The organism is Pelodictyon luteolum (assembly GCF_001622165.1).
In the GTDB taxonomy this organism is placed as follows: Bacteria; Bacteroidota; Chlorobiia; order Chlorobiales; family Chlorobiaceae; genus Chlorobium; species Chlorobium luteolum_B.
In genome coordinates, this window is sequence record NZ_LVWG01000036.1 from 20,601 (window position 1) to 43,268 (window position 22,668).

13 protein-coding genes are annotated in these 22,668 nt (G+C 57.8%); 3 read left to right on the plus strand and 10 right to left on the minus strand.

Annotation, left to right across the window (positions count from 1 at the left end; genetic code table 11):
* Positions 1-96: 96 nt before the first annotated feature.
* Positions 97-516 carry an Hsp20/alpha crystallin family protein gene (locus A3K90_RS09560; RefSeq protein WP_303682388.1) on the plus strand — a complete coding sequence of 140 codons (420 nt, stop codon included), beginning with the start codon at positions 97-99 and terminating at the stop codon, positions 514-516.
* 79 nt (positions 517-595) lie between these two features.
* On the opposite strand, the gene bchE is transcribed toward A3K90_RS09560, so the two are convergent.
* The 7 genes from bchE to A3K90_RS09595 form a co-directional block, all read right to left on the minus strand.
* Positions 596-2,236, minus strand: a complete 1,641-nt coding sequence (gene bchE / locus A3K90_RS09565; RefSeq protein ID WP_303682389.1) for a magnesium-protoporphyrin IX monomethyl ester anaerobic oxidative cyclase — start codon at positions 2,234-2,236, stop codon at positions 596-598.
* Positions 2,237-2,394: 158 nt separating this feature from the next.
* A complete protein-coding gene (bchM, locus tag A3K90_RS09570; protein WP_303682390.1) occupies positions 2,395-3,093 on the minus strand; it encodes a magnesium protoporphyrin IX methyltransferase in 699 nt (232 codons plus the stop codon).
* A 46-nt stretch (positions 3,094-3,139) separates the two neighbouring features.
* Positions 3,140-6,985, minus strand: coding sequence for a magnesium chelatase subunit H (locus A3K90_RS09575; protein WP_303682391.1), 3,846 nt, complete (start codon positions 6,983-6,985; stop codon positions 3,140-3,142).
* 125 nt (positions 6,986-7,110) lie between these two features.
* Positions 7,111-7,536 carry a hypothetical protein gene (locus A3K90_RS09580; RefSeq protein WP_303682392.1) on the minus strand — a complete coding sequence of 142 codons (426 nt, stop codon included), beginning with the start codon at positions 7,534-7,536 and terminating at the stop codon, positions 7,111-7,113.
* A gap of 83 nt (positions 7,537-7,619) precedes the next feature.
* Positions 7,620-11,423 carry a magnesium chelatase subunit H gene (gene bchH / locus A3K90_RS09585; RefSeq protein WP_303682393.1) on the minus strand — a complete coding sequence of 1,268 codons (3,804 nt, stop codon included), beginning with the start codon at positions 11,421-11,423 and terminating at the stop codon, positions 7,620-7,622.
* A 168-nt stretch (positions 11,424-11,591) separates the two neighbouring features.
* Positions 11,592-13,991 (minus strand): TonB-dependent receptor, encoded by a 2,400-nt coding sequence (locus A3K90_RS09590; RefSeq protein ID WP_303682394.1) that lies wholly within the window; start codon positions 13,989-13,991, stop codon positions 11,592-11,594.
* 240 nt (positions 13,992-14,231) lie between these two features.
* A complete protein-coding gene (locus A3K90_RS09595; protein ID WP_303682395.1) occupies positions 14,232-15,434 on the minus strand; it encodes a pyridoxal phosphate-dependent aminotransferase family protein in 1,203 nt (400 codons plus the stop codon).
* Positions 15,435-15,634: 200 nt separating this feature from the next.
* Between A3K90_RS09595 and A3K90_RS09600 the strand changes: the two genes are divergently transcribed.
* Together A3K90_RS09600 and A3K90_RS09605 are read left to right on the plus strand one after the other, a co-directional pair.
* A complete protein-coding gene (locus A3K90_RS09600) occupies positions 15,635-16,627 on the plus strand; it encodes an NAD(P)-dependent oxidoreductase (RefSeq protein WP_303682396.1) in 993 nt (330 codons plus the stop codon).
* A 448-nt stretch (positions 16,628-17,075) separates the two neighbouring features.
* On the plus strand, positions 17,076-19,898 hold the full coding sequence (locus tag A3K90_RS09605) for an autotransporter outer membrane beta-barrel domain-containing protein (RefSeq protein WP_303682397.1): 2,823 nt from the start codon (positions 17,076-17,078) through the stop codon (positions 19,896-19,898).
* A 29-nt stretch (positions 19,899-19,927) separates the two neighbouring features.
* Here the strand turns inward: A3K90_RS09605 and holA are convergent, their stop codons facing one another.
* The 3 genes from holA to A3K90_RS09620 all read right to left on the minus strand — a co-directional run bounded on the left by holA (position 19,928) and on the right by A3K90_RS09620 (position 22,493).
* Positions 19,928-20,968 (minus strand): DNA polymerase III subunit delta, encoded by a 1,041-nt coding sequence (gene holA, locus A3K90_RS09610; RefSeq protein WP_303682398.1) that lies wholly within the window; start codon positions 20,966-20,968, stop codon positions 19,928-19,930.
* A 67-nt stretch (positions 20,969-21,035) separates the two neighbouring features.
* Complete coding sequence (locus tag A3K90_RS09615; RefSeq protein WP_303682399.1) at positions 21,036-21,527, minus strand: single-stranded DNA-binding protein; 492 nt, start codon at positions 21,525-21,527, stop codon at positions 21,036-21,038.
* A 174-nt stretch (positions 21,528-21,701) separates the two neighbouring features.
* Positions 21,702-22,493, minus strand: coding sequence for a dihydroorotate dehydrogenase electron transfer subunit (locus A3K90_RS09620; RefSeq protein WP_303682400.1), 792 nt, complete (start codon positions 22,491-22,493; stop codon positions 21,702-21,704).
* Between the last annotated feature and the right edge of the window lie 175 nt (positions 22,494-22,668).

Here is a 22,668-nt window from a genome sequence, read left to right on the forward strand (position 1 = left end):
GGCTCGGCTGAATTTTTTCTGCTTCCGTACGGTTGTGATAGTTCCCCCTTGTGCAGTTGTAACTCAACGTTATTAAATCACAAAGGAGACAGTGTCATGGCCATGAAACTGTATGGAAGGGATCCGTTGAAGATGTTCGAAGACGTGTTCAGCGAGAAAGTATCGCCGTTCTTTTCCTCCATCATCACCCCGGCCTTCAAGGTCGACATCAGTGAAGACGACAACGCCATTTTCATTGAGGCCGACATGCCGGGCATGAAGAAAGAGGATGTCCATGTGTCGATGGAAGACGATGTCCTCTGCATCAATGCCGAGCGTGAGCAGAAGGAGGAGGAGAAGAAGAAGGGATTCCATCGCATCGAGCGTTCCTGGGGAAGCCTTTCGAGGAGCTTCACTCTTGGCGACAATGTGGACGAAAAAGCCATCGAAGCCCACTATGACAACGGTGTGTTGAAGATCAAGGTGCCGAAGAAAGAGCCGGAACCGCAACGGGGTGTGGAGATTCCTGTAAAGTGAGCACCCCCGTTTGTCCTGAAATGCAGAAAACCCTCCGTGTGGAGGGTTTTCTGCTTGTATAGGTACGTCGCGCTCTTCTCTAGCAGTTGCGGATGGTGGTGTCCTGACGGTCCTTGATGGTCGTCTCGTCGAACTCATCCCACTCGTGCTCGTCATGCTCACGCTGGTATCCGGCTTCCTTGAGGCCGAAGCTCATGTCGGCGACCATTTCGGGGCGGAGTTCCTTAAGGTTCTTCACCTCTGCTTCGGTCAGGATCCTTGATTTATCGAAGCCGAGATCAATCTCAAGCTTGCGGTTCTTGGTCTTGACGCGGTCGATGTCGTAGAAGCGCTTGGTGATGGTTGTCTGGGCGAAGGCCTTCAGGCAGCCGAGCATGTACTTGCGCACATACGGGTCCTTGATCCAGGGGTAGCCGAAGAAGGTTTTGCGTGCGTAGAAACGCGCGTAGGATTTCAGCACGCCTTTTAGCACATCCTCACGCTCCATGTTGTCGGGCTTGATGATCGGCGATACGAAGTTGTACTTCGAGTAGTCGCGCACCTCGACCCTGTCGCCGAGCTCTTTGAAGAGATCGGAGAACGGCCATGGGGTGTAGATGGTCCAGTTGGCCATGTCGGGATCCCAGTCCTTGCATAGCTGGTAGGTCTCCTCGATGGTTTCCGGGGTCTCATGCTCAAGGCCCATGACGAACTGCGCTTCTGCCACGATGCCGTTCTTCTGGAGCAGCTTGATGGCCAGCTTGTTCTCTTCGATGGTGGTTTCCTTGCGGAACCGGTTCAGGTTCATCTGGCTTGCTGCCTCGGTGCCGAGAGATACGTGCACGAGACCGGCCTTCCGGAAGAACGGGAGAAGATCAGCGTCACGCATGATGTCGGTCACGCGGGTGTTGATGCCCCAGGTTACGTTGAGCTTGCGGTCAATGAGTTCCTGGCAGAGAGAAACGAACTTCTGCTTGTTGATGGTCGGCTCCTCGTCAGCGAGGATGAAGAACCCGACATTGTATTTCTTGACCAGCACTTCGATCTCGTCGACGAAATGCTTCGGGCTGCGTGCGCGGTACCTGCGCCAGAACTGCCACTGTGAGCAGAACGTGCAGGTAAAGGGACAGCCGCGTGCGAAGTTCGGTACCGCCAGACGGCAGTTGAGCGGGGTATAGATGTACTTGTCCCAGTCGTAGAGGCTCCAGTCGGGAGTAAGGGAATCGAGATCTTCGATGACCGGGTGCGCCGGAGTGGCGAACACCTTGCCATCGTCGTCGATGTAGGCGATGCCGGTGATCTCTCCGCGGGTTTCACGGTCGTTGCCGGCGGCAATCGCCTTGATGAGGTTGACGGCGATCTCTTCGCCCTCACCGCGGACGACGTAGTCTGTTTCAGGTGCCTCGGAGAGGACCTGAGGGTACATGAAGGTGGAGTGGATGCCACCCATGATGGTGCGGATGTTCTTGTCGACCTTCTTGGCGATCTTCATGATGTCCTGCGCCTTGAAGATGGACGGGGTAATGTTGGTGGCCATCACCACATCGGGCTTGTTGGCCCTGATGATTTCTTCAATCTGCTCATCGGGCAGGTCATCGGCCATGGCATCGACGAAACGGATCTGGTCGAATCCAGCCTGTTTCAGCGCACCTCCGATATAAGCCACCCAGCTGGGAGTCCAGTTGCCGGCGATTTCAGCTCCGCCGGAGTGATAATTTGGCTGAACCATCAGTATTTTCATCGGTATCCACCCTCCAGATATGTGTGTTTTACGAAATCGGTATTGCTGCAGTCCGCCGAATGACTTTCGGCCAATAAAAATCTCTGAATGGATAATTTACAATTTATTCTGTAAATCCCACACGCTTTTGTCCGTGCGGCTTTTGGAGCCGTAAGGCCTCAGTGTCGGGCGGTTTCCATCAGCATGGTATGGTAAAATCCGAAGCTGATTTTCTCCTTCCTTTTGATCTCCATGCCGGCCCCCTGCATTGCCTGCTGCATCTGTTCATCACGGATCATCTGGATGGTTGTGCGGCGTTCTTTCTTTGGAAAGTACCCGCCGAGCCAGTGCTGGAATGCAAGGATGTTGTTGTAGGGGGCGTAGGTGAAGATGACCGGTCCCTTTGTGAGCTTGGAGAGGTTGGCGAACGCCTGAATGAACCCTTCGCTCGGGTAGTGGATGAGGACGTCGAAGCAGACGACGGCGTCGTAGCTGCCGCTGACCGACTCGATGCTCTCCACCTGGAACTCCATATTGCCAGCTACGCCTGCCGCCGTGGCATCGGCTTTGGTCTTTTCAACCATCTGGGAGGCGATGTCGGCCGATGTGACCCGGTAGCCCGCCTTTGCAAGGCGTATGCTGAAGAGTCCTGTTCCGCACCCGGCATCGAGAATGTGCGCCCCTTTCGGGAGACCCAGCTGCTCTATCCACCCGAACGCCCTGTCCATCATCACTGCGTGCCCCTGGCGGACGGTGTTGCGGACGGTTGAGAGTTTGTCGCTGCCGTAGATCGACGCCCAGCGCTGGTAGCCCTGGCCGTTGAAGTAGGAGCGAAGCATGTTCTTGTGTTCTTCAGCATTGAAGGAGGTGCTGCTCATGATATGGGTGTTACGGGTTGAATGGTTGCTTTGTTAAGGTTTTTCATTACGCCTTCTCTTCCTCGACGCCTTCGATGCGCGATTCCAGATCGGCATACAGGTTTCTGAGGGTTTCCAGTGTGCCTTCATCGGCCTGCCAGAACCCCCGTGAATTGGCTTCCAGGAGCCGGCCTGCCATTGCCATGGTTGCATGCGGGTTGAGCTCTTTCAGCCGTGCAGCCATTTCGGGATCCTGCAGGTAGGTCTCGCTGACCCTACTGTATGTCCAGTTCTCCACTGCCGAGGCCGTCGCGCTCCAGCCGTAGGTGTTGGAAAGGTGGGCTTCTATTTCCCGGACCCCTTCATACCCCTGGCTGAGCATGGCTTCGTACCACTTCGGGTTGAGCAGCTTGGTGCGTGCTTCAAGCGACACCATTTTCTCAAGGGAGGTTATCCGCTGCCGGCCACCCGTTCCGCTGCTGTCGCCGACCATGATGGCGGGTCTGGCACTTGTGAGGCGCTCCACCGTTTTCGACACTCCGCCAAGATACTCATAATAATGGTCAATATCCGAAATGCCGATTTCGGCGCTGTCGATATTCTGGTAGGCAAGGTTCACATGCTTCAGGGCTGAACGCAGCGCGTCCGGGCTTTCAGTCCACTCGCCACGGGGAGTCAGCGCGAACCCTTTTCTCGATGTGAACGCCTCGGCCAGTTCATCGTCCCCTTCCCATGAACTGCTTTCAACAAGGTGGTTTACATTGGCGCCGTAGCTGCCCGGTGCGTTCGAGTAAAGGCGGTTCGATGCCTCCAGGAAGCTGCACCCCCGCTCCTCGATCTCCTGCAGCACGTGTTTGCGGATGAAGTTCATCTCCAAAGGTTCGTCCGCCGCGGCGGCAAGACGTGCCGCGCGGTCGAGCAGGCGGACCTGCACCGACAGAAGGTCCCTGAAGATGCCGCTGACGGTCATTACCGTGTCGATGCGCGGCCTGCCCAGTTCCTCGAGCCCGATGAGCTCCACGTCGCCGATCTTGCCGAGTTCGTCGGTTTTTGTTCGTGCGCCTAAGAGTGTGAGCGCCTGGGCAACGCCCTCTCCTCCGCTCTTGAGGTTGTCGGTTCCCCAGAGCACGAGCGCTATGGACTGCGGGTATGCCCCGTGTTCCAGGCGGTACTGCCGCAACAGTTCTTCAGCCGACTGCCGGCCTGCCCTGGCGGCCTGCATGGATGGCATGGCGTAGGGGTCGAGGCTGTGGATGTTGCGGCCGGTGGGCACCACCCCCGGGTCGCGGACGAGGTCGTTTCCCGGAGAGGGAAGGACGTAGCGCCCGTCGAGAGCCCGGAGCAGGGACTCCAGCTCGGTGTTGAGCGAAAGGTTCAGTATGATCTCCTGCAGGAAGCTCCAGAAGCCATGCAGTTCGCCGGCCTTGAGTCCGGCTTTTCCGCCAAGGTACCTATCGGCTTCAGCCGCCCTTACCGCCATGCTGCCCTCCAGAAGGTCCCGGACCGGGATGTTGCGTTCCCGGCCGGTCTCTCGGGTAATCCGGCCGGTGAAGCGCCGCACGGCCTCACGGCTGATGGCGTGGAGTTCCTGCCACTCCTGCTGTGCCTTGCTTTCGGTATTTTTTTGTTCCTCGAGTGCGTGGTAGTCCAGATGGAGCTTTCCTGCGATGATTTCGGGAAGCGACTTGCCCTCCAGCGACGCCTGCGGGTGCGAGGCGATGAGGGCCAGCTGGTCGGCAAGGCTGTCGGGAGATGGAGCCTCGCCCATGATATGCAGGCCGAGCGGGATCATGCGCTCTTCAATCAGATAGAGTTCGCTTGCAAGGCGTGTAATGTATGCTTCGTCCTCCACCCCCTCGTCTCCTGCTTCAATGTCGGCCAGACGGGCGAGTTCGCGGATTTCCATTGCAAGCTCGCCTGATGGGGCGGCGCGCCATGCGGCAACAAGGTCCCCGAGCTTGCGGAGCTCCCGATAGAGACCGGCCTGTTCCAGTGGCGGAGCCAGATAGCTCACAAGGGTGGCCATGCCGCGGCGTCGGGCGATGGCGCCTTCGCTCGGGTTGTTGACCGAATAGCAGTAGAAGTTCGGCAGAGCGCCGATCAGCCGTTTCGGCCAGCAGGACGCACTGAGCCCTACCTGTTTGCCTGGCATGAACTCCAGTGCCCCGTGCGTACCGAAGTGGACCACCGCATCGGCCTGGAACTGGTGCTCGAGCCAGGTGTAGAAGGCTGCGAATGCATGGTTCGGTGCGGCGTCTTTTGCCATGAGGAGGCGCATCGGGTCTCGTTCATAGCCGAAGCTCGGCTGCTGGCCGATGAAGATGTTGCCGAGCTGGCAGCCGAGGATGTGGAACTGCCTGCGGTCGTTGAGGATCTCGCCCGGCGCATCGCCCCAGAACGCTTCGATCTCTTCATATGCAGGAAACAGGCGCCGGTAGTCCTCTACCGGGAGGTGGGCACCGACATTGCCGTCTGTGCCGTAGATGAGGCGGTTGCCTTCCAGCAGGCGGTTCCTGAGTGCCTCAACGGATGGTGGGACGTCAACGCTGTACCCTTCTGCCTGCATTTTCAGCAGCAGGCGATGAAGGCTCTCAAAGACATTGAGAAAGGCTGCCGTGCCTGCGTTGCCGAGGTTCGGCGGGAAGTTGAAGAGAACGATTGCAACCTTCTTTTCTGCGTTCGTTGCCGCCTTGAGCCGGAGGAACCGCTCTATACGCCCGGTGATGAGCCGGATTTCTGGCTTGAGGGGCAGGCTGCGGTCGCTCGAGGCCCCGGTGCCGGCATAGACCTGCGGCTCGATGGTCCCGTCAAGTTCGGTAACGGAAACGCTGAGTGCGGTCTGGAGGGGCGTGAGCCCGAGACTGCCTTCCTTCCACTGCTCCACGGGCTGGAAAGAGAGCGGTATGAGGTTCAGGCAGGGGACGTCAAGCTGGCGGAGCATGTCGACGGCATCCTGGGCACGGTTCTCGGCCGGACCCCCGACAAGTGAAAACCCTGTTGCGTTTATAAGGAGTGCCGGACGGATGGCGCCCGGAATCTCGGGATGGAAGAACCGGCTGAGGGCGGGGCGGAAGTCGAGCCCTCCGGTGTATGCGAGGCAGGTTTTGATGCCCTTTTCTTCAAAGGAGCGGAGCAGGTACTCGATATGGTCCATGTTGCGGCTGAGCACGGTCGAGCGCATCGTGAGGATGGCCACCGGCCCTTTTACGAGTTCCGGGCGGTGCTTCTTCTGCCACTCGAGGAACTCGTGCGCACTCTGGAACTCTTCATTCGAGTCGGGATGGAAGAGCGCCGTATCGGGGTAGAAGAGGGGATCGGACTGCGGCAGCTTGCCTTTCCATCCTTCGGCGTAGCGGTCTATGAGGAGCGAAAGGAACCCTTCCATGTTCTCTCTCGATCCGTTCAGCCAGAACTGGTGCGCGGAAATGAAGGTGTGGATGTCGCGCGCTTTTCCGGGCAGATGCTTCAGGAGCCGGCTGGCGTTGCGCACAAGCGCAAGCTGGCGCTGGCTTTCGCCGCCGCTGTGTTTCGGCTTGAGCTTGTCTGTCCACTGCTTGAAAAATCCCGGAGGTCTCTCCTCTTCCTTTTTTGGCTTCCTGAGGGAAAAGCGGCCGAGACGCGTCTGGTTCACGAGCGCGGGGTTGCTCGTAATCATGCAGACCGGGCAGGAGAGCGGTTCTAGCAGCATTTCAAGCGGACGCACAATCTCTTCGCTGAAGAGCATGGAGCCGAACACGAAGTCAGCCCGGGGGAGTGCACCGCGGAGCTCTTCCCAGAGCTGGGGGCTGTTGTGGAGGCCGAGGCTGAACACCGATACCTCAAGGTCGGTCTTGAAGCGGCGGTTCAACTCGCCGGCCGCTGCCCTCAGCGTACCGGTGTTGGTGGCTTCCATAGTCAGAAATACGAAATGCATAGATACTGCCGGTAAATAAACATGATGGCCGCATGCGGGCCGCATTCATTTATGGTCTCGGAATGGTGTGCCTGTCTCCATTGCTGCGGGCGATGATGCCCTGTGGAGTGAGGCGCGGGAGGGGATCAGATCAAAAGGACAGGGTTTTCCTGCAGGAGGTTCGCCGGGAGGGCGATTGCTCTTCGAAACGCGGGGATACGGGTAAGGGCCGGGTGCGCCTGAGGGATAATGGTGGTCCCGGTCGTTACAGCTGAGGTTCGGGTGCCGGGTTCTGTTTGTTCAGCATGCGTCGGGATCACGCTGGAAGACAGCGCTTCCTGAAGAGAGAGCACCAGGCATTCCGGCTGCAGTGTGGCCGCACGGGAGAGCAGGGTTGCTTCAAACGCAGCGGCGGTGGCTGCATGCTGCTGGCGGACCTTTTCTTTCGAGCGGGATCCGAAGGTGCTGGTTTTGAAGAGAAGGCCGAATCCGAGCACAGAGATCCCGAAGAAGAGGAGGATCTCGAAAAAGCGCCATGCGCTCCTGAAAATGTTCGGTCTGCGTGTCGGCATCGATGGATGGTATTAAGAGCCAATATACCATGCCTGCCGCTAAAAACGAAACCGGGCCCCTTTCAGTGGGCCCGGCAGTTCGCTTATACCTCGATGCCTTCCAGACGGTCTTCAAGGTCGGAGTATATCTCCTGGAGCTTGTCGATCATGTCCGGATCGGCGTTCCACATGCCGCGTCCGCTTGCTTCGAGCATGCGGCCGACGATGTTCTTGAATGCCTTGGGGTTCGCCTTCATGAGCCGGTCGCGCATGTTCGGGTCGAAGGCGTAGGTCTCTGCGGCTTCTTTGTAGACCCAGTCGTCGACACCCTTGGTGACGGCGTCCCAGCCGAGCATGTAGGTGAAGCGGTTGCTGATTTCGGCGGCTCCGCTGTGGCCCTGCTCGAGCATCGTCTCGAACCATTTCGGGTTGAGGAGCTTCGTGCGGAACTCGACCTTCAGTGCCTTGTCTGCGTCGTCGATCTTCACGTCCGCCGTAAAGGTCTCCACATAGTTGAGCTTCACGTTGTCGCCCTTCGGGTTGCGGCGGCGTGCGGAGAGCTGCAGCGCTCCGGAGGAGGAGAAGTAGCGGTCGATGTCGGAAATACCGAACTCCGCGGAGTCGACCTGCTGCACCACCCGGTCGACGGTGCCGAGCAGGCCTTTCAGGATGTCGGTCTGCTGGTCGCCATAGCGGTTTCCGCCGTATGCGAATCCGGTGCGTTTGACGAACATGTCGTCGAGGTCCTGCTCCGTTTCCCATGCCGAGTCTTCCACCAGCTCTTCGACCTGTGAACCATATGAGCCGGGAGCCTGGGTGAAGAGGCGTGAAGTTGCGGCTTCGAAGTCGGCGCCGTTCTGCATGGCGATGTCGACATGTTTCTTGATGTGGTTCATCTCATGGGTCTCATCAGCCTTGGCGGCATCCTTCACCAGCTTGTCGAGATGGTCGACGAGCACGCCGAAGGTGTCGCGGAAGATGGAGCTGATCTGGATGAGCACGTCGATGCGCGGCCTCTTGAGCTTTGCGAGCGGAATGAGCGCGTAGTGGCTGATCTTGCCCTGTGCATCGTATGCCGGTTCGGCTCCCATCAGGTGGATGATCACCGCGACGGCTTCACCCTTGCTCTTGATGGTGTCGAGGCCCCAGAGAACCTGGGCGATGCTTTCGGGGTACTCGCCGTTGTTCTCTTCCACATGGCGCTGCAGGATGCTGTCGGCAATCTGCTTGCCGCGTTTGAAAGCCAGTTCGGAAGGAATGCGCCACGGGTCGATGGCGTGGATGTTGCGTCCGGTAGGCAGAATGCCTGCGCCGTCGCGTACAAGGTCGCCGCCGGGGCCCGAGGGGAGGTACCCGCCGGAGAGCGCATGCACGAAGCTACGCATCTCTCCGCTGTTGTCCTCAAGGGCGGTTTTCATCGCAAGACCCTCTTTCAGCGATTCGTTGATGGCTTCAGCCATCTCTTTTGAAACCTGCGCTCCTCCGGTCAGGGTGCTGAACACCGATGCCGGATTGCCGCGTTCGAAAATGGTTCCGGAAATGAAGTCGCGGGTATGTCCGTCCACCCGTTCGCGTACCTGCATGGCGGCTGACTCGCCTTTCCTTGCCCGGGTGGCGAGGGTTGCGTAGTCGCCGTAGGTTCCGTTTTCGCCGATGGCCTGCAGGATGATGGAGGGCAGTGATTTCTCGTTGCCGCGCACCTTCAGGTACTCGGTGATGGTGGTCACCTGGGTCTCAAGCTGGGGGGTTGCGCCGAACACGTGCAGCGAATTGGAGATCAGTCGACCCTCAAGCTCCATCATGTAGGTGTAGAGGCGGCTGATGTACTCCTGGAACGCTTCACCCTCAACCCTCGGGCAGTCGTCGGTCAGGTTGAGCTGGCGGGCCTTGTCGATGATGGCCTCTTCGGTCTCCACGTCGACGATTTTCTCGAGGCCGCGCTCCCTGTAGTCGTTCAGCATCTCCTTGAACGCGGGCAGCTCCTTGTAGAGGCCGGCGCGGGCAAGCGGGGGGATGTTGTGCGAAATCATGGTCGCATACCCGCGGCGCTTGGCGATGTTGGCTTCGCTGGGGTTGTTTATCGGGTAGATGTAGAAATGCGGAACCTCGCCGAGCAGCGCATCGGGCCAGCAGTCACCGGTGACGCCGAGCTGCAGGCCGGGCATCCATTCAACGGTGCCGTGCATGCCGACATGAATCATTGCGTTGGCCCCGAACTCACGGCTGATCCAGCGGTAGAATGCGATGTACTGGTGGTGCGGGGTGTTCTCCTTGTCGAAGAGCAGGCGCATCGGGTCGCCCTGTATGCCGAGGCGCGGCTGCACACCGATGAACACGTTGCCGAACTGGATGCCGCCGATGAACAGCCGGTCCGGTCCGACGGGGACGATGTCACCCGGGAACCCGTTCCAGCGGCCTTCGATACGCTCGCGCTCGCGGTCGGTGGTGATGCGGTTGAAGATTTCGCGGTCGATCGAGAAGCAGTCCTGCTCGTGGGCCTGGATTTCGTAGTCGGTGGCGCGATCAAGCATGGCGAGCATGGCTTCCGGTGATTCCGGGAGCTCGCCGACATTGTACCCCTCGTCTTTCAGTTTCAGGAGCATGGCGTAGACGCTCTTTGGTACGTCGAGCAGTGCCGCGCTTGCTTTCTTGCCCATGCCGGGCGGGTAGTCGTAGACCACGAACGCGACTTTCTTCTCGCTGTTCGGCATGTGGCGGAGGTCAGAGAACTTCTTTGCAATGAGGGAGAGGCGGTCGAGGCGGTCCTGCACCGTGTGCAGGCGGCCGTCCTTGATGGCGCCGAGCACGACGGGACAGACCGCGCCGTCCATTTCGGGAAGCGAGTAGGTCATGGCCGACTGCAGCGGTACCACGCCCTCTTTCTTCCATGAATTCACATCCTGGATGAAGAGCGGCTGGGCCACAACGTAGGGTGCGTCGATTTTCTGGAGGATCTCGTCACGCGCAGCGGCCGAGGCTCCCGGGGTGGTCGCGCCGGCAGGACCGCCGACGAACCCGAATCCCATCATATTGACGAGCATGTCGACATTGCCATGCGTAAACCACTCTCTTGCAGCCACATGTCCTTCCACACCCATCACGAACACCGGCAGGGGATTGAGGCCCCGTGACTCGATGGCGCGGATGGTGTTGTCGATATATTCCTTCTCCTGCAACAGGTGCTTGCGGAAGAAGAGCATGGCGATGTTGCGACGTTTGGCTGATGCCTTGTCGTGTTTGTGCAGCCACTTTTCATAGTGGTGCAGATCTTTCATGTATTCCGGGGCGTCGGGATGGTAGAAGCCCATGGTGGGGACCTCCTGCACCTTCTCGGCCTTCACGCCCACTTCGAAGTACTCGGCCATGATGTAGTTGAACATCCCGGCGAGGTTCTCCGCGGTCGGATGCATCCAGTAGGTATAGACCTGCATCCAGTTCTTGAAATCCTTTGCTTTCTTCGGGATCAAGGGCAGCATGGTCCGCATGATCTTCAGCAGCTTCATGTAGCCATAGAGCGCGTCTTCGTCGCGGCCCTTAACCAGCATCTTGGCAACTTTCTTCACGATGTCCGGCATGCCTCCGCCGTCTCCTGATACCACGTACGTACCCACCTTCGTCATCTGCATCACTTCAGGCATCGACTCATAGGCAAACACGGTCTTGACCTTCGAGGCTTTCAGCTGCTCGTCGAGCCAGTCGGCCTGTCCCTTGAACTGGATGAGGGTGGTGAAAACGCAGTCCGCATTGCGGATCGCTTCTGCGGCTTCGGGGTTCTGGTGTTCGAGATCCTGATCGGTCCATTGGGTCAGTTCAGCATGGGCGGATATCATGTCACTGACCTCGCGCCAGACCCTCTGGTTGCATTGCTCCATCCCGACGACTGCTGCGATTCTGATTTTATCGTGCATAAAAGTAACTGAAGATGTGCTGTGAATGTGGTTGTACAGGACTCGGAAATGTAACAAAATCCTGCGACGATTGCTAACAGTTAAAAAGCCAGCCCCTCCGTAGCGGAAGGGCTGGCTTGATGAAGATAGAAGAACACGGGAATCCCGGAGGATCGTTCCCGATACTGCTCAGTACGAGAAATCTACTCCCAGCACGTAGCTGCGGCCGGGGGCGCGGAAGTTCACTATCTCTTCATATTGTTCATTGAAAAGATTATTGCAAGCAAGTGTGCCGGAAACGCTCTGTGTGAACTGGTACTTCGTACCAAGATTGAACACAACATAGTTTCCAGGATAGTTGATGCCGGCAACATTCGTTTCTGAGCTGATGTTTTTGTATTTGCTGAGATACCTTCCGTTTACATTCAATGCCAAGTCTTTGGTCGCTTTCCAGTTGACACTGGCTGAGGCCATGTGTTCCGGGCGGTATGGGAGCCATTCCGGATCTGGGTTGGCATAGTTGATGTTGTACATGAGGCTGCCCGGGGTATACATTGATCCCAATGATTGATGCTTGGCATTCATATAGGTGTATGCCAAGTTGACGTTTACCTCATCGACTGGGCGTACATTGAGGTTGGTTTCGATGCCCCAAATGCGGGCCTTTGGGATGTTCTTGTATTGGTATATGGGAGATGTTGTCCCTCCGTAGTAAGTGTACGTTCCAATCTGGACGGATTCAATCATATCTTTGTAGTCATTGATGAATCCAACAACATCAACAGAAATGTTGTCACTAATCTGGTTGAATACTCCCAGTTCATAAGCGGTCATTGTCTCTTTGTTTAAGTCGCCGTTAGGATAAACCGCTCCGTATCCACCGGCATCCGTAACAAAGCGTTCATATATGGATGGGGCTCTGAAACTTTGACCCCAAGATCCCCTGAGGCTCATCTTTTCCGTTGCCTTGTAGTTAAGTGCGACACGGGGGCTGATGGCATCAACCGACTTATTTTTGATTTGAGAGGTTGTCGGAGTTGTCGGGGTAAAAACGCTTGTAATCGCATTATAGCTGACGGCATCGGCATTGATGCCGCTCCAGTCGTAGCGAACCGAGCCTAGCGCGGTAAGCTTGTTGGTGATTTTCCATTCATCCTGAATGAATGATGCGAAGTTTTGCTCTTGTTCATCATCATAAGAACTGTTAGTCGTGAAAAGCAGTGATGATGTGACCTTTACCAGATTCGCGTCCACGCCAACGAGAAGGCGGTGGTCATCGTTCAGCCGCCAGTCGAGTTTCGTGCCGATGCCACCTCTGTCCGCATAGGTTCTGTTGAAAGTTGACGTGGTCGGATACTCGTTTCTGGTAGAGTTGAACGTATAGTAGGTTCTTGTGTCGAGTGAGATGTTGTCATCGAAAAGCTTGACATAGTTCAAGCCAGCAAGTGCATTCGTCCGATAGGTTCTTGCTACGGCATATTTCGCACTGTATGTATCGTAAGCGTGCGCGGCATCAGGCCATTGGTACTGGTAGCCTCCTTCGGTGTCGTTATAAATACTCGAAATCTGAAGGTACTGAGTTGCGTCGATATCGTACCGGGCTTTGAGTTTAAAGTCGTTCAGATAATATCCGTTGTTCTCCCGATATCCGTTGTCATCGCTATGAGTGTACATCAAGCTATAGCGCCATTTGCCCTGTTTGTTGCCATAGCCGAAATAGCTACTCCAGAAGATTGGTGTATAGCTTTCCCTGTATGTGCTTTGGTCTCCGGACGGGGGAGCGTCATAGAATCCCATGCTCGACCCGGCGAGAATTTCCTCCTTATCGGCAAGATGCCCTGTGACGCTTACTACGCCGCCCATTGCAGCTGATCCGTACAACGTTGCTGCAGAGCCTTTTAATACCTCAATGTTGTCCACTGAGTTCATACTGGCGGTCTGCCAGACGATTTCGTTTGACTGTGGAGCATTGATTGGAAAGCCGTCGTAGAAAGCATTTACCCTAGTGGCAATGCCACCTCCTTGATAGGTGTTTGAGCCACGTATCTGTACCTGAGAAGCGGTTTGTCCGCCTGCGCGGGATACCACTACGCCTGGTACCGATTCAATCAGTCCGTCAAGCGTCGGGTTTGGCTCTTCCTTGATTGTCTCTTTGTTTATTACGTTGACAGTCACAGGCACATCAAGTCGGTCCTGGCTGTACATGGCTGCGCCGACCACGACCTCGGAGGCCATGATGGTTGTCTGGCCGAGAGAAATGTTGGCTGTTGCTGTTGCATCTGCGCCGACCGTCACTACCTGCGATGCAGGTGCGTAGCCTACGATGGAGACGGAGAGTTTCTGGGTTGCTGCGGGGACGTTCCGGAGGGTGAAGTTCCCGTCCATGTCGGTCGCGGTGCTGATGGTGGTGCCGCCGATGGTGACGGTTGCGCCGTAGACGCCCTCTCCGTCAGCCCTGTCGGTGACTTGGCCCTTCACTGTTCCGGTATCCGCGCCGTAGGAGGTCAGCGGTACCAGAAACGCCAGCATGCACCATGCTGTCGCTACGATACGGGTAAATGAACGCACCCGTGTCTTGGTTGATTTCATGGCTGTGTGTGTTGTGTGTGTTAGGAAAACCCCTGAACATCATCACAAAAGCCTATCAATCGTCAGTCGTACCTGTTCGGCATCGCATCATATGGGTAATTGTGAAAGTTACGGAAACTTTATCATTAAATGCAAGTTACGGCGTAACAGCGGGTGGTTCGGGTGGTAAAAAAAGAACCCCCGATGATATCGGGGGTTTGCTGGTCTTATGTGGACTTCAGTCTGTTCCTTCCTTGTTCCTTAGATCACGCCGAGCTCTTTGCCGATGGTGCAGAATTCAGTGATGACCTTGTCGAGGTGCTCCTTCTCATGGGTGGCCATGAAGCTTGTGCGGAGCGCTTCGTGACCGGGCATGACGCCGGGGCGGATGAATGCGTTCACATACACGCCTGCTTCAAAGAGCCTCTTCCAGAAGTAGAGGGTCTTCATCTGGTCGCTGATGAGTACGGTGACGATGGCGGTGCGCGAAGGCATGAGCTTGAAGCCCGCCTTCAGTAGTCCCTGACGGACATAGTCGGTGTTCGAGACGAGGCGCGCCATCAGTTCCGGCTGCTCGCGGATGATCTTGAGGGTCGTGAGTACTGCCGCAACGCTTGCCGGGGTCGGCGAGGCGCTGAAGATGAGGGAAGATGCGTTGTGCTTGATGTAGTCGATCACCTTGTCGTCGCCGACAACGTATCCGCCGAGCGAACCGAAGGTTTTCGAGAAGGTGCCCATGATGAGGTCGACATCATCCACGAGATCGAACTCGGACGGGGTGCCCCTGCCGCCTTGGCCGATCACGCCGACAGCGTGGGCGTCGTCGATGACGATACGGGCGTTGTATTTCTTTGCGAGCTCAACGAGGCGCGGAAGGTCAACGATTTCACCAGAAACGGAGAACACACCGTCGGAGACGATCATGCGTCCTGCGTTGTCCGGGATCTTCTGGAGGACCCGTTCGAGGTCGTCCATGTTGTTATGGTTGTAACGGACGAGGTTGGCCCCTCCGCCCTGTGCCATGATGGAGGCCGCCACGAGGCTTGCATGGTTGTCGCGGTCGGAGACTATGTATTCACCTCGCTGCACGAGGGTTGGAATGATGCCCTGGCCGGTCTGGTAGCCGGTGCTGAAGAGCAGGCAGCGTTCCTTTTCGAAAAAGTCCGCCAGCTGTTCCTCAAGTTCGATGTGGAGTGTGACGGTGCCGGTCATGTAGCGCGATCCGCTGCAGCTGGTTCCGTATTTCTCGATGGCGGCAATGGAGGAAGCCTTGACTCTGGGGTCGGAGGTCAGGCCGAGGTAGTTGTTGGAGCCGGCCATCACCAGCTTGCGGCCGCCGAATGATACGACCGGGCCTTCGTTTTCGTCTATGGGGTGGAAGAACGGATAAACGCCCTGGGCCTTCACTTCATCGGCAAGGGTGAAGTCAAAGCATTTCTTGAAAAGATCTTTGGGTTTCTCCACAGTGATGTAAATTTGCTTCAGCTGTTACGGGCAAAGCTGGAATTTCTCGTTTTTGCGGCCGTCGCTTTTTGTGTTTCTTTCGGTGACCGGGTTTCAGTATGGGGGTAAGATGCCCAGAAACCGAAATGTATTAAAATTTTTATTTTTTCTGATACCGTGGAGCCCTGTTTTTTTACGGACCACGAACCCTCCACAAGCTTATGGCTGAAACAATACTGGTAACGGGCTCTACAGGATTCATCGGGCGAAGGATGCTCGTTCATCCCTCCCTTCGCGGCGAAAGGGTGCGGGTGCTGCTCCGTCCTGAAAGTCCCGTGCGCGATATGCCGGATGGTGTCGAAGCCGTTCGGGCAGACTTTCTGGACCCTCAGGCGCTTCATCGCGCCCTCAGCGGTGTGGACCGGATCATTCATCTCGCCGGGGTGACCAAGGCAGCGCATGAGTCCGCTTTTGACGAGGGCAACGTGCTTCCCGTCAGGAACCTCCTGCTTGCTGTACGACAGCACAACCCCGGGCTTCGGCGTTTCGTTCTGGTTTCATCTCTTGCCGCCGCCGGGCCTGCAAGAGAAGGTATTGAGGGTGCCCGGGAAGAGGACGCTCCGCACCCCGTCAGCGCATACGGGCGCAGCAAACTCCGTGGCGAAGAGGCGGCGCTGGAGTTCGCGGGCGACGTCCCTCTGACCATCCTCCGGCCTCCGGCCGTCTACGGCCCCGGTGACCGTGATGTGCTGCAGGTGTTCCAGATGCTCCGGAAAGGGTTGCTGGTTACCGCCGGCAATGCAGGCCGCCAGCGCTTCAGCATGATCCATGTGGATGACCTGGTCCGCGGCATCATGATGGCAGCCCGCGCTGAGTCCCCGAGCGGCCGTATTTATAATATAACCTCTTCCGCGCCCTGGTCCTGGGACGGGGTCGTGGCCGCCGCCCGCCCCGCATTGGGACTCCGGAATGTGCTGCGCATTTCGCTGCCGGCACCTGCCGTCATGCTGCTTGGCACCCTTGCCGGTAAAGCGGCATCGGTTATCGGCAGGACTTCCATCCTCAATCGCGACAAGGCGGTCGAACTCCTGCAGGACTACTGGGTCTCTTCCCCGCGCCGGGCGGCTGAGGAGCTCGGCTTCACGTCTGAAATCACTCCCGAGGAAGGGGTTGCCGGTACCATTGCATGGGCCCGGCGGGAGGGTCTCTTGTGACGTCTTTCGGGTACTTATACTTCGTTTTTGGCGTATATCCATTTTTTTCCTATATTTTCACATTATAGGAAGCCGCACCACTATGTACCTTCAAACGCGTATTGTGCTTCAGGCTGACCCTGCCGACTGATTAAGTTTCCGGGGGTTGTCAATCTGTTGTAGCATGCGTATAGGAGTTCCGGCGCTCTCCAGTACCCACCTTCCGCTACCACGGGCTGCAATGTCCGGTTAAGATCGCCTGACCATACATCCTTGCCACGCAGCCTTTTCAGGCCCGCGTGCCCTCCCTGCACCTCCCATGCATCGGGGAACCCTTGCCCGTTTCACCCATCAGGCGCTGCTACGCAATGAGCTACTTCATCTACTTTCCGGTGCCTACCGGCTTAGGGGGGGGCGTTTGTCCAATTGAACCCCTTATGGGCATCGCCATTCTTTAACGGGAGTGTGTATGAAAAGGCGTATCCTGAGGCTGATTCTTTTCCTTGCCATGAGCATTTTCGAGGATGTGTATGCCAAGGAGTTCGTTGTAAGCGAATCTGCCGACAATGTGCCGGGGTCGCTCCGTGCTGCAATCGATGGCATCAATGCTTCCTCCGACGTGGACAATGTGATTACATTTTCCACCCCCACGGTGACGGTAAGCAGCGCGTTGCCGACGCTGGTGAACCCGGTGATGTTTGTTGTCCCTGCCGGAGGGGTCAGTGTTGTCGATTCTGGGCTTATAAACGGAACGGCACTTTTCGCCGCCTCAGAAAGCTCCTTGGGCGGGTTGGTGAACGGTATGGTTGTGAGTGCTTCGGGAGGGTCAAAGATTGCGGCAATAAAGAACGCAACGGGTGCTGTGCATATTTCTGGAGATATGGCGGCAGCCCTCACGACAACCACCACCAGTTCATGGTACTCATACGGGATTCATGCCGGTGACGGGTCGATTACCGTTGACGGAAATCTTTCCGGATCTATTACTGCAACTGCCAAAACCAATTATGCGTATGGGCTCCGCGCCGTCGGTGCTGCAACTATCGGGGGCGACTTGAGCGGAACCATTGCTGTTACTGCAGGCACCGGATACAGAGCGTACGGGATCTCCTCCGATAATGCGACAACAATCGGCGGCAGTCTGTCGGGCGCCATTACTGCTGTGGCCGGCAGCTACAGCGCATACGGGATTAAGGCGTCCGCGCTGTATGTCGGTACCGATATAAGCGGTGCAGTCACTTCAACTGCTGGAACCTATGATGCCTGCGGTTTAACCCTTGGTGGAAGCCTGACTGTCGGTGGCGACATCTCCGGCACCATCACGGCGAGCGCTCTGGATGGCAATGAGGCATACGGCGTCCTGGCAGCATCGGCCATTTCCATTGGCGGAGACATTTCCGGAACGATACAGGCAACCGCTTCAGGGACCGATGCAGCCGGCCTATACTGTTATGGCAGCACCATCCATGGCACTACCTCCTCCGACCCCGCAAATATCTCCGGTTCGATCAGCGCCGTCTCGTCGGGAGCTTCTGCCGCTGTTATGGCCTGGACGGAGATGAACCTCTACGTGACAGGTACGCTCTATGCCGAGGGGGCGTCGGCATACGCCATCCGTTCGGGCATGTTCAACGGTACGGGTGGTTTTACCGACAACACCACAGAACGGGTCGACACGGTTGTGCTCGCAAGCGGTGCAGTGCTGACCGGCGGTGTCTATCTTGGTGACGGCGACGACACGCTGATGCTCAGCGGCACTGCCGATATCCAAAGTGTGCCGTCGCTTGACGGCGGGACGGGGGATGACCGGCTGGTGTTCAGCGGATGGAGCGGGTCGTTCTCAGACGCCATGCAGGGATGGGAGCACCTTGATGTAGGATCGGGCTCATCGCTCGGCATGGATGCGTTAGGGTCGTTTTCCGGTGAAGTTTCGGTGCTTGAGGGCGCTGTCCTTCGCCCGGGCGCTGCAGGGGGCCGTGACCGTATTGCGGGGAGCCTTCTGAACCATGGGCTCATTGAGCTCCGCGACGGTAATGCCCATGGAGTCCTCACGGTGGATGGCAACTATACAGGAGGGGGATCGGTCGGCATGGACGTGGGTGCCGGAAGTGCGGACCTGCTCTCGGTGTCTGGTGCCGTTTCCGGTACCACCACGCTGCTGCTTTCCATCGCCCCTTCGGTGACGGAGTTTGCTGCTGCCGAGCCCTCACTGCTCATTCATACCGACACTGCTGTTGCTGCTGATGCATTTGTGGTGCAGGATGCTACCGATTACGGCCCCTATGTTGCCGGGGTGATGGTGGTGGCGGAAGCTACGGGATCGGCCGACTGGTACTACGGGGTGAGCGGGCTTCATGATGATGCGCTGACGGCGCAGGCGCTCATGCCGGTTATTACGGGTCCGCTTGAGGATTTTGTGCCGCGCTTTTCGGACCGGAAGGCCTACGGAGGCTCATCGGGCGTTATGCCGGGGTTCGGCGGGGGGTGGACCCGGGCAGGTGAGTCGTGGAGCCGGACAGTGCTTTCCGGCGATGCCGGAACCCTCACTGACGGCACCAGCCGGTTCGTGCAGCTCGGCTGGGACCTCTGGTATGGAGCGGGCGCGAAGTCTTACCGGGGAGCGGGGGTGTTCGGGGGCACCGGCACGCAGTCTGCCAGCGTGGTTTCGACCGGGGGGCGCCCTGCCGGCGGTGTTGAGGGGACCAATTACTCCGGCGGGATCTATGCGTTTCTGGTCCGGCCGCGCTCGTACCGCCTGGAAGTGGCTGCGGTGTTCGGGTACCATGAACTTTCACTGAACTATGAGACGAGCTCTCCCGAACATCTCGCCACCGGAAGTCGTATGGTGTCGGCGGAGGGGGAGCTGCAGCTGGGGCTCGGGGCGGGTCTCGCGCTCTCACCACGGCTGCAGGCGGTCTGGCGCCATGTGGACGGGTTCGGTCTTGCGCCGCTCTCGACAGGGCCGCTTATGGTCGAGGATGAGGATGGGCTTATCGGTCTGGCGGTTCTTGGACTCACCCTCAACACGGACTGCCCGGGCTGGTACCTTGTAGCTGAAGCAACGGTGCGGGTCGATGGCTCCCCGACGAATGCCGTCCGGTACCCGTTACCCGCAGTGACACTCTCGACTGAAGCGGAAGCGGTGCTCTGGGGCGGTAGCCTCACCGTCGGGAACCGTGCCGGCGGCATGCTGGACCCGGTATACTGGCTGAAGGCGGGTGTGCTCGGTTCGGCGGGCTCCATGGAGAGCTACCGGCTCTCTCTTGAAGCGGGGGTGAAGGTGCCGTTCTGACCACCTCCCTGGTATCTATCAGGAAGTTTTCAGCCGAGGAGCTGCTGCATCAGGCGGAGCAGGAGGTACTTTTCGTCAGGGTATGGGGAAAGACCCTTGAGTGCAGCGTCGGTATCTTTCAGTGCCGTGATCGCCCGTTCTGCCTGGATGGCGGAAAACGCACCGGCGTATGAGATGTAGCTTCTGACGAAATACTCCTGCCTGCCGTACATGCCCAGCACTTTTGCAATCTCGCCCTGCGGCATGGCGCGTACTTCGGGCTGGGCTATTTTCCACAGCCGCATGAAGAAGGTTGTAAGGTAGCGGACGATGTTGCCGAGCCCTTCCTTCTGTCCTTCGCGCTCCATGATCATCAGCGATATGCCGCTCGAGAGGCGGAGGTTCCTTCCTGCTACCGCTTTTTCCAGTTCAAAGACATTATAGGTTTTCGAGATGCCGACGCACTCGTAGACGTCTGCGGCCGTGATGCGTCGCTCGCCCTGGCGTGAGGATGCGTAGGTGGTCAGCTTTTCGATTTCCTGGCAGATCTCCCTCGAAGATGGCTGTATGTAAGCAGTAAATGCCTTCAGCGCTTCGGGGTCGAACTCCCATCCCGCCTCATGGGCGCGTGCGGCCGCGAACAGGTCGGGGGTTTTCAGGAGGGGGAAGTCGTGCCGGAACGATTTCAGGAGGCTGTAGGGCGGTTTGTCCACATCCTTTTTGTCAAGCTGCTCGGCGTCGAAAACAAGGATGGTGAACTCCGCCGGGTTTTTCATGTAGCCGGCAAACTTCATCTCATGCTGTTTCTGCTGGTCTTTTCCTGCCGGCTTCTTGATCTTGTCGAACTGACGGACGACGATGAGCTGGCGCGGGGTGAACATCGGGTACTCTGAGGCGAGGGCAACGAGTTCACCGAGGGAGGTGTCGGGTCCGTACACGACGCGGGTGTTGGCCGCCGCTTCAGCTTCGTCAGGAAATGCCGCGCTTTTTATGAGCGCCGTGAACTCCTCCTTCAGATAACTTTCCGGTCCGTGAAAAAAATAGACCGGCGAAAGGCTGCCGGCAAGGATGTTCTTTTTCAGTGTTTCCATCTGCTTGTAGTACCCCGCCCTGTCGCCGCTCTTGGCGTCAGGGCGGGGTCGGAGGTTGGTTTCGGGTTCAGAACGGCAGGTCGTCCTTGTCGTTTTCGATCATCGGAGCGGATGGTGCCGTCTGGGGAGGAGGAACGTCCTGCGGGCCCTGCTGCCGTGCAGGCTGCTGGGGCGGGCTGTAGCTCTGCTGTCCGCCATCGCCGTATCCGCTGCCGCCCTCACGCATGCCGCCGAGCATCTGCATGTCGGTGACGACGATGTCGGTTGCATATTTTTTCTCGCCGGTTTTCTGGTCGTCCCAGCTTCTCGTCTGTATGCGTCCTTCGACATAGACCTGACGTCCTTTCTTGAGGTACTGGCCGCATATTTCTGCAAGCCGCCCCCATGCCACGATGCGGTGCCATTCGGTACGTTCCTGCATGGCGCCGCTGCTGTCCTTGAAGCTTTCAGATGTGGCCAGGGTGAAGTTGGCTACGGTCTGTCCAGAAGGGATGGTACGGAGCTCGGGGTCGCTGCCGAGGTTGCCGATGAGCATTACTTTATTCAGTCCTCTTGCCATGATGAGTGCTCCCGTGTTTTGGGTTGGATTGAATGGTTTGGTGTTCCCGGAGCCCCCGGGTGCTGTCTGGAGTCGGGGGGCTCTTTATTATAATATAGTGCAGTATACGAGTCTCATTCCGGATAACATAACCATACGGCGCATTTACTGCAGAATGCAGGGCGCGGTTGCCCCTCAGACCATGCGTCCGCCATCGATGACCGGGCCTTCCCGGCAGAGAAGTATGGTTTTTGTCCCGCCGTCGGGTGCGCTGACCTCCACGCTGCATCCATAGCAGATCCCGAACCCGCATCCCATGACTGACTCAAGCGAGACTTCAGAAGCAATGCCCGCTTCCCTGGAGAATCTGGCCACCGCCCGCAGCATCGGGGTGGGTCCGCATGCGAATATCCTCGGGGTGCCTTCCGCCGTGAGTGAGGGAACGAGGGACTCCAGAAGTCCAAGCACCGTGCCGTGGAACCCTTCAGATCCGTCATCGGTGGCGAACCGGCATCCGGTGAGCCCTTCCGGGAGGAGATCGTCTTTTGTCCGCCCTCCGATAAGGTTCACGACTTTTTTCCCTCTGGCGGCGAGTCGCTTTTCAAGGAAGCGCATCGGGGCAGTGCCGATCCCGCCCGACACGAGGACCGCAGTGTCGAAGTCTTCGGCTCCAAGGCTGAAGCTGTTGCCGAGGGGGCCAAGCACGGACAGTTCCGTGCCGGCGGTGCAGCGGCAGAATATTTCAGTGCCCTTGCCTATCTCCTTGACCATCAGCGTGATTTGGCCGTCTTCGGCGTCGTGGATCGAGAACGGGCGGCGGAGGAGCGGCTGTGTGGTGTCGTTCACCCTGACATTGACGAAGTTTCCGGGCTCCGCAATTTCGGAGATGAGGGGGCAGTCGAGGGTGATGAGGGTGACGTCGCGGCTGATGCGTCGTGATGCGGCAACGGCCGCCCTGATGTCGGTGATGGTGCTCTCTCGGGGCATGGCGGGGTTCGGTTTCAGTGGGTCGGACAGCCTGTCGTCCGCAGTCGGTGCTTTTTTCTTAGAAGGGTAATTAATGCAGGGGCGCCAACATTTGCAAGCTCTGTCAGCGGGGAAGTATCTTCTGCATATCTTTTGCAGAGTCCTTTGAGAGTTATATCTTTCAATCTTTGATTTT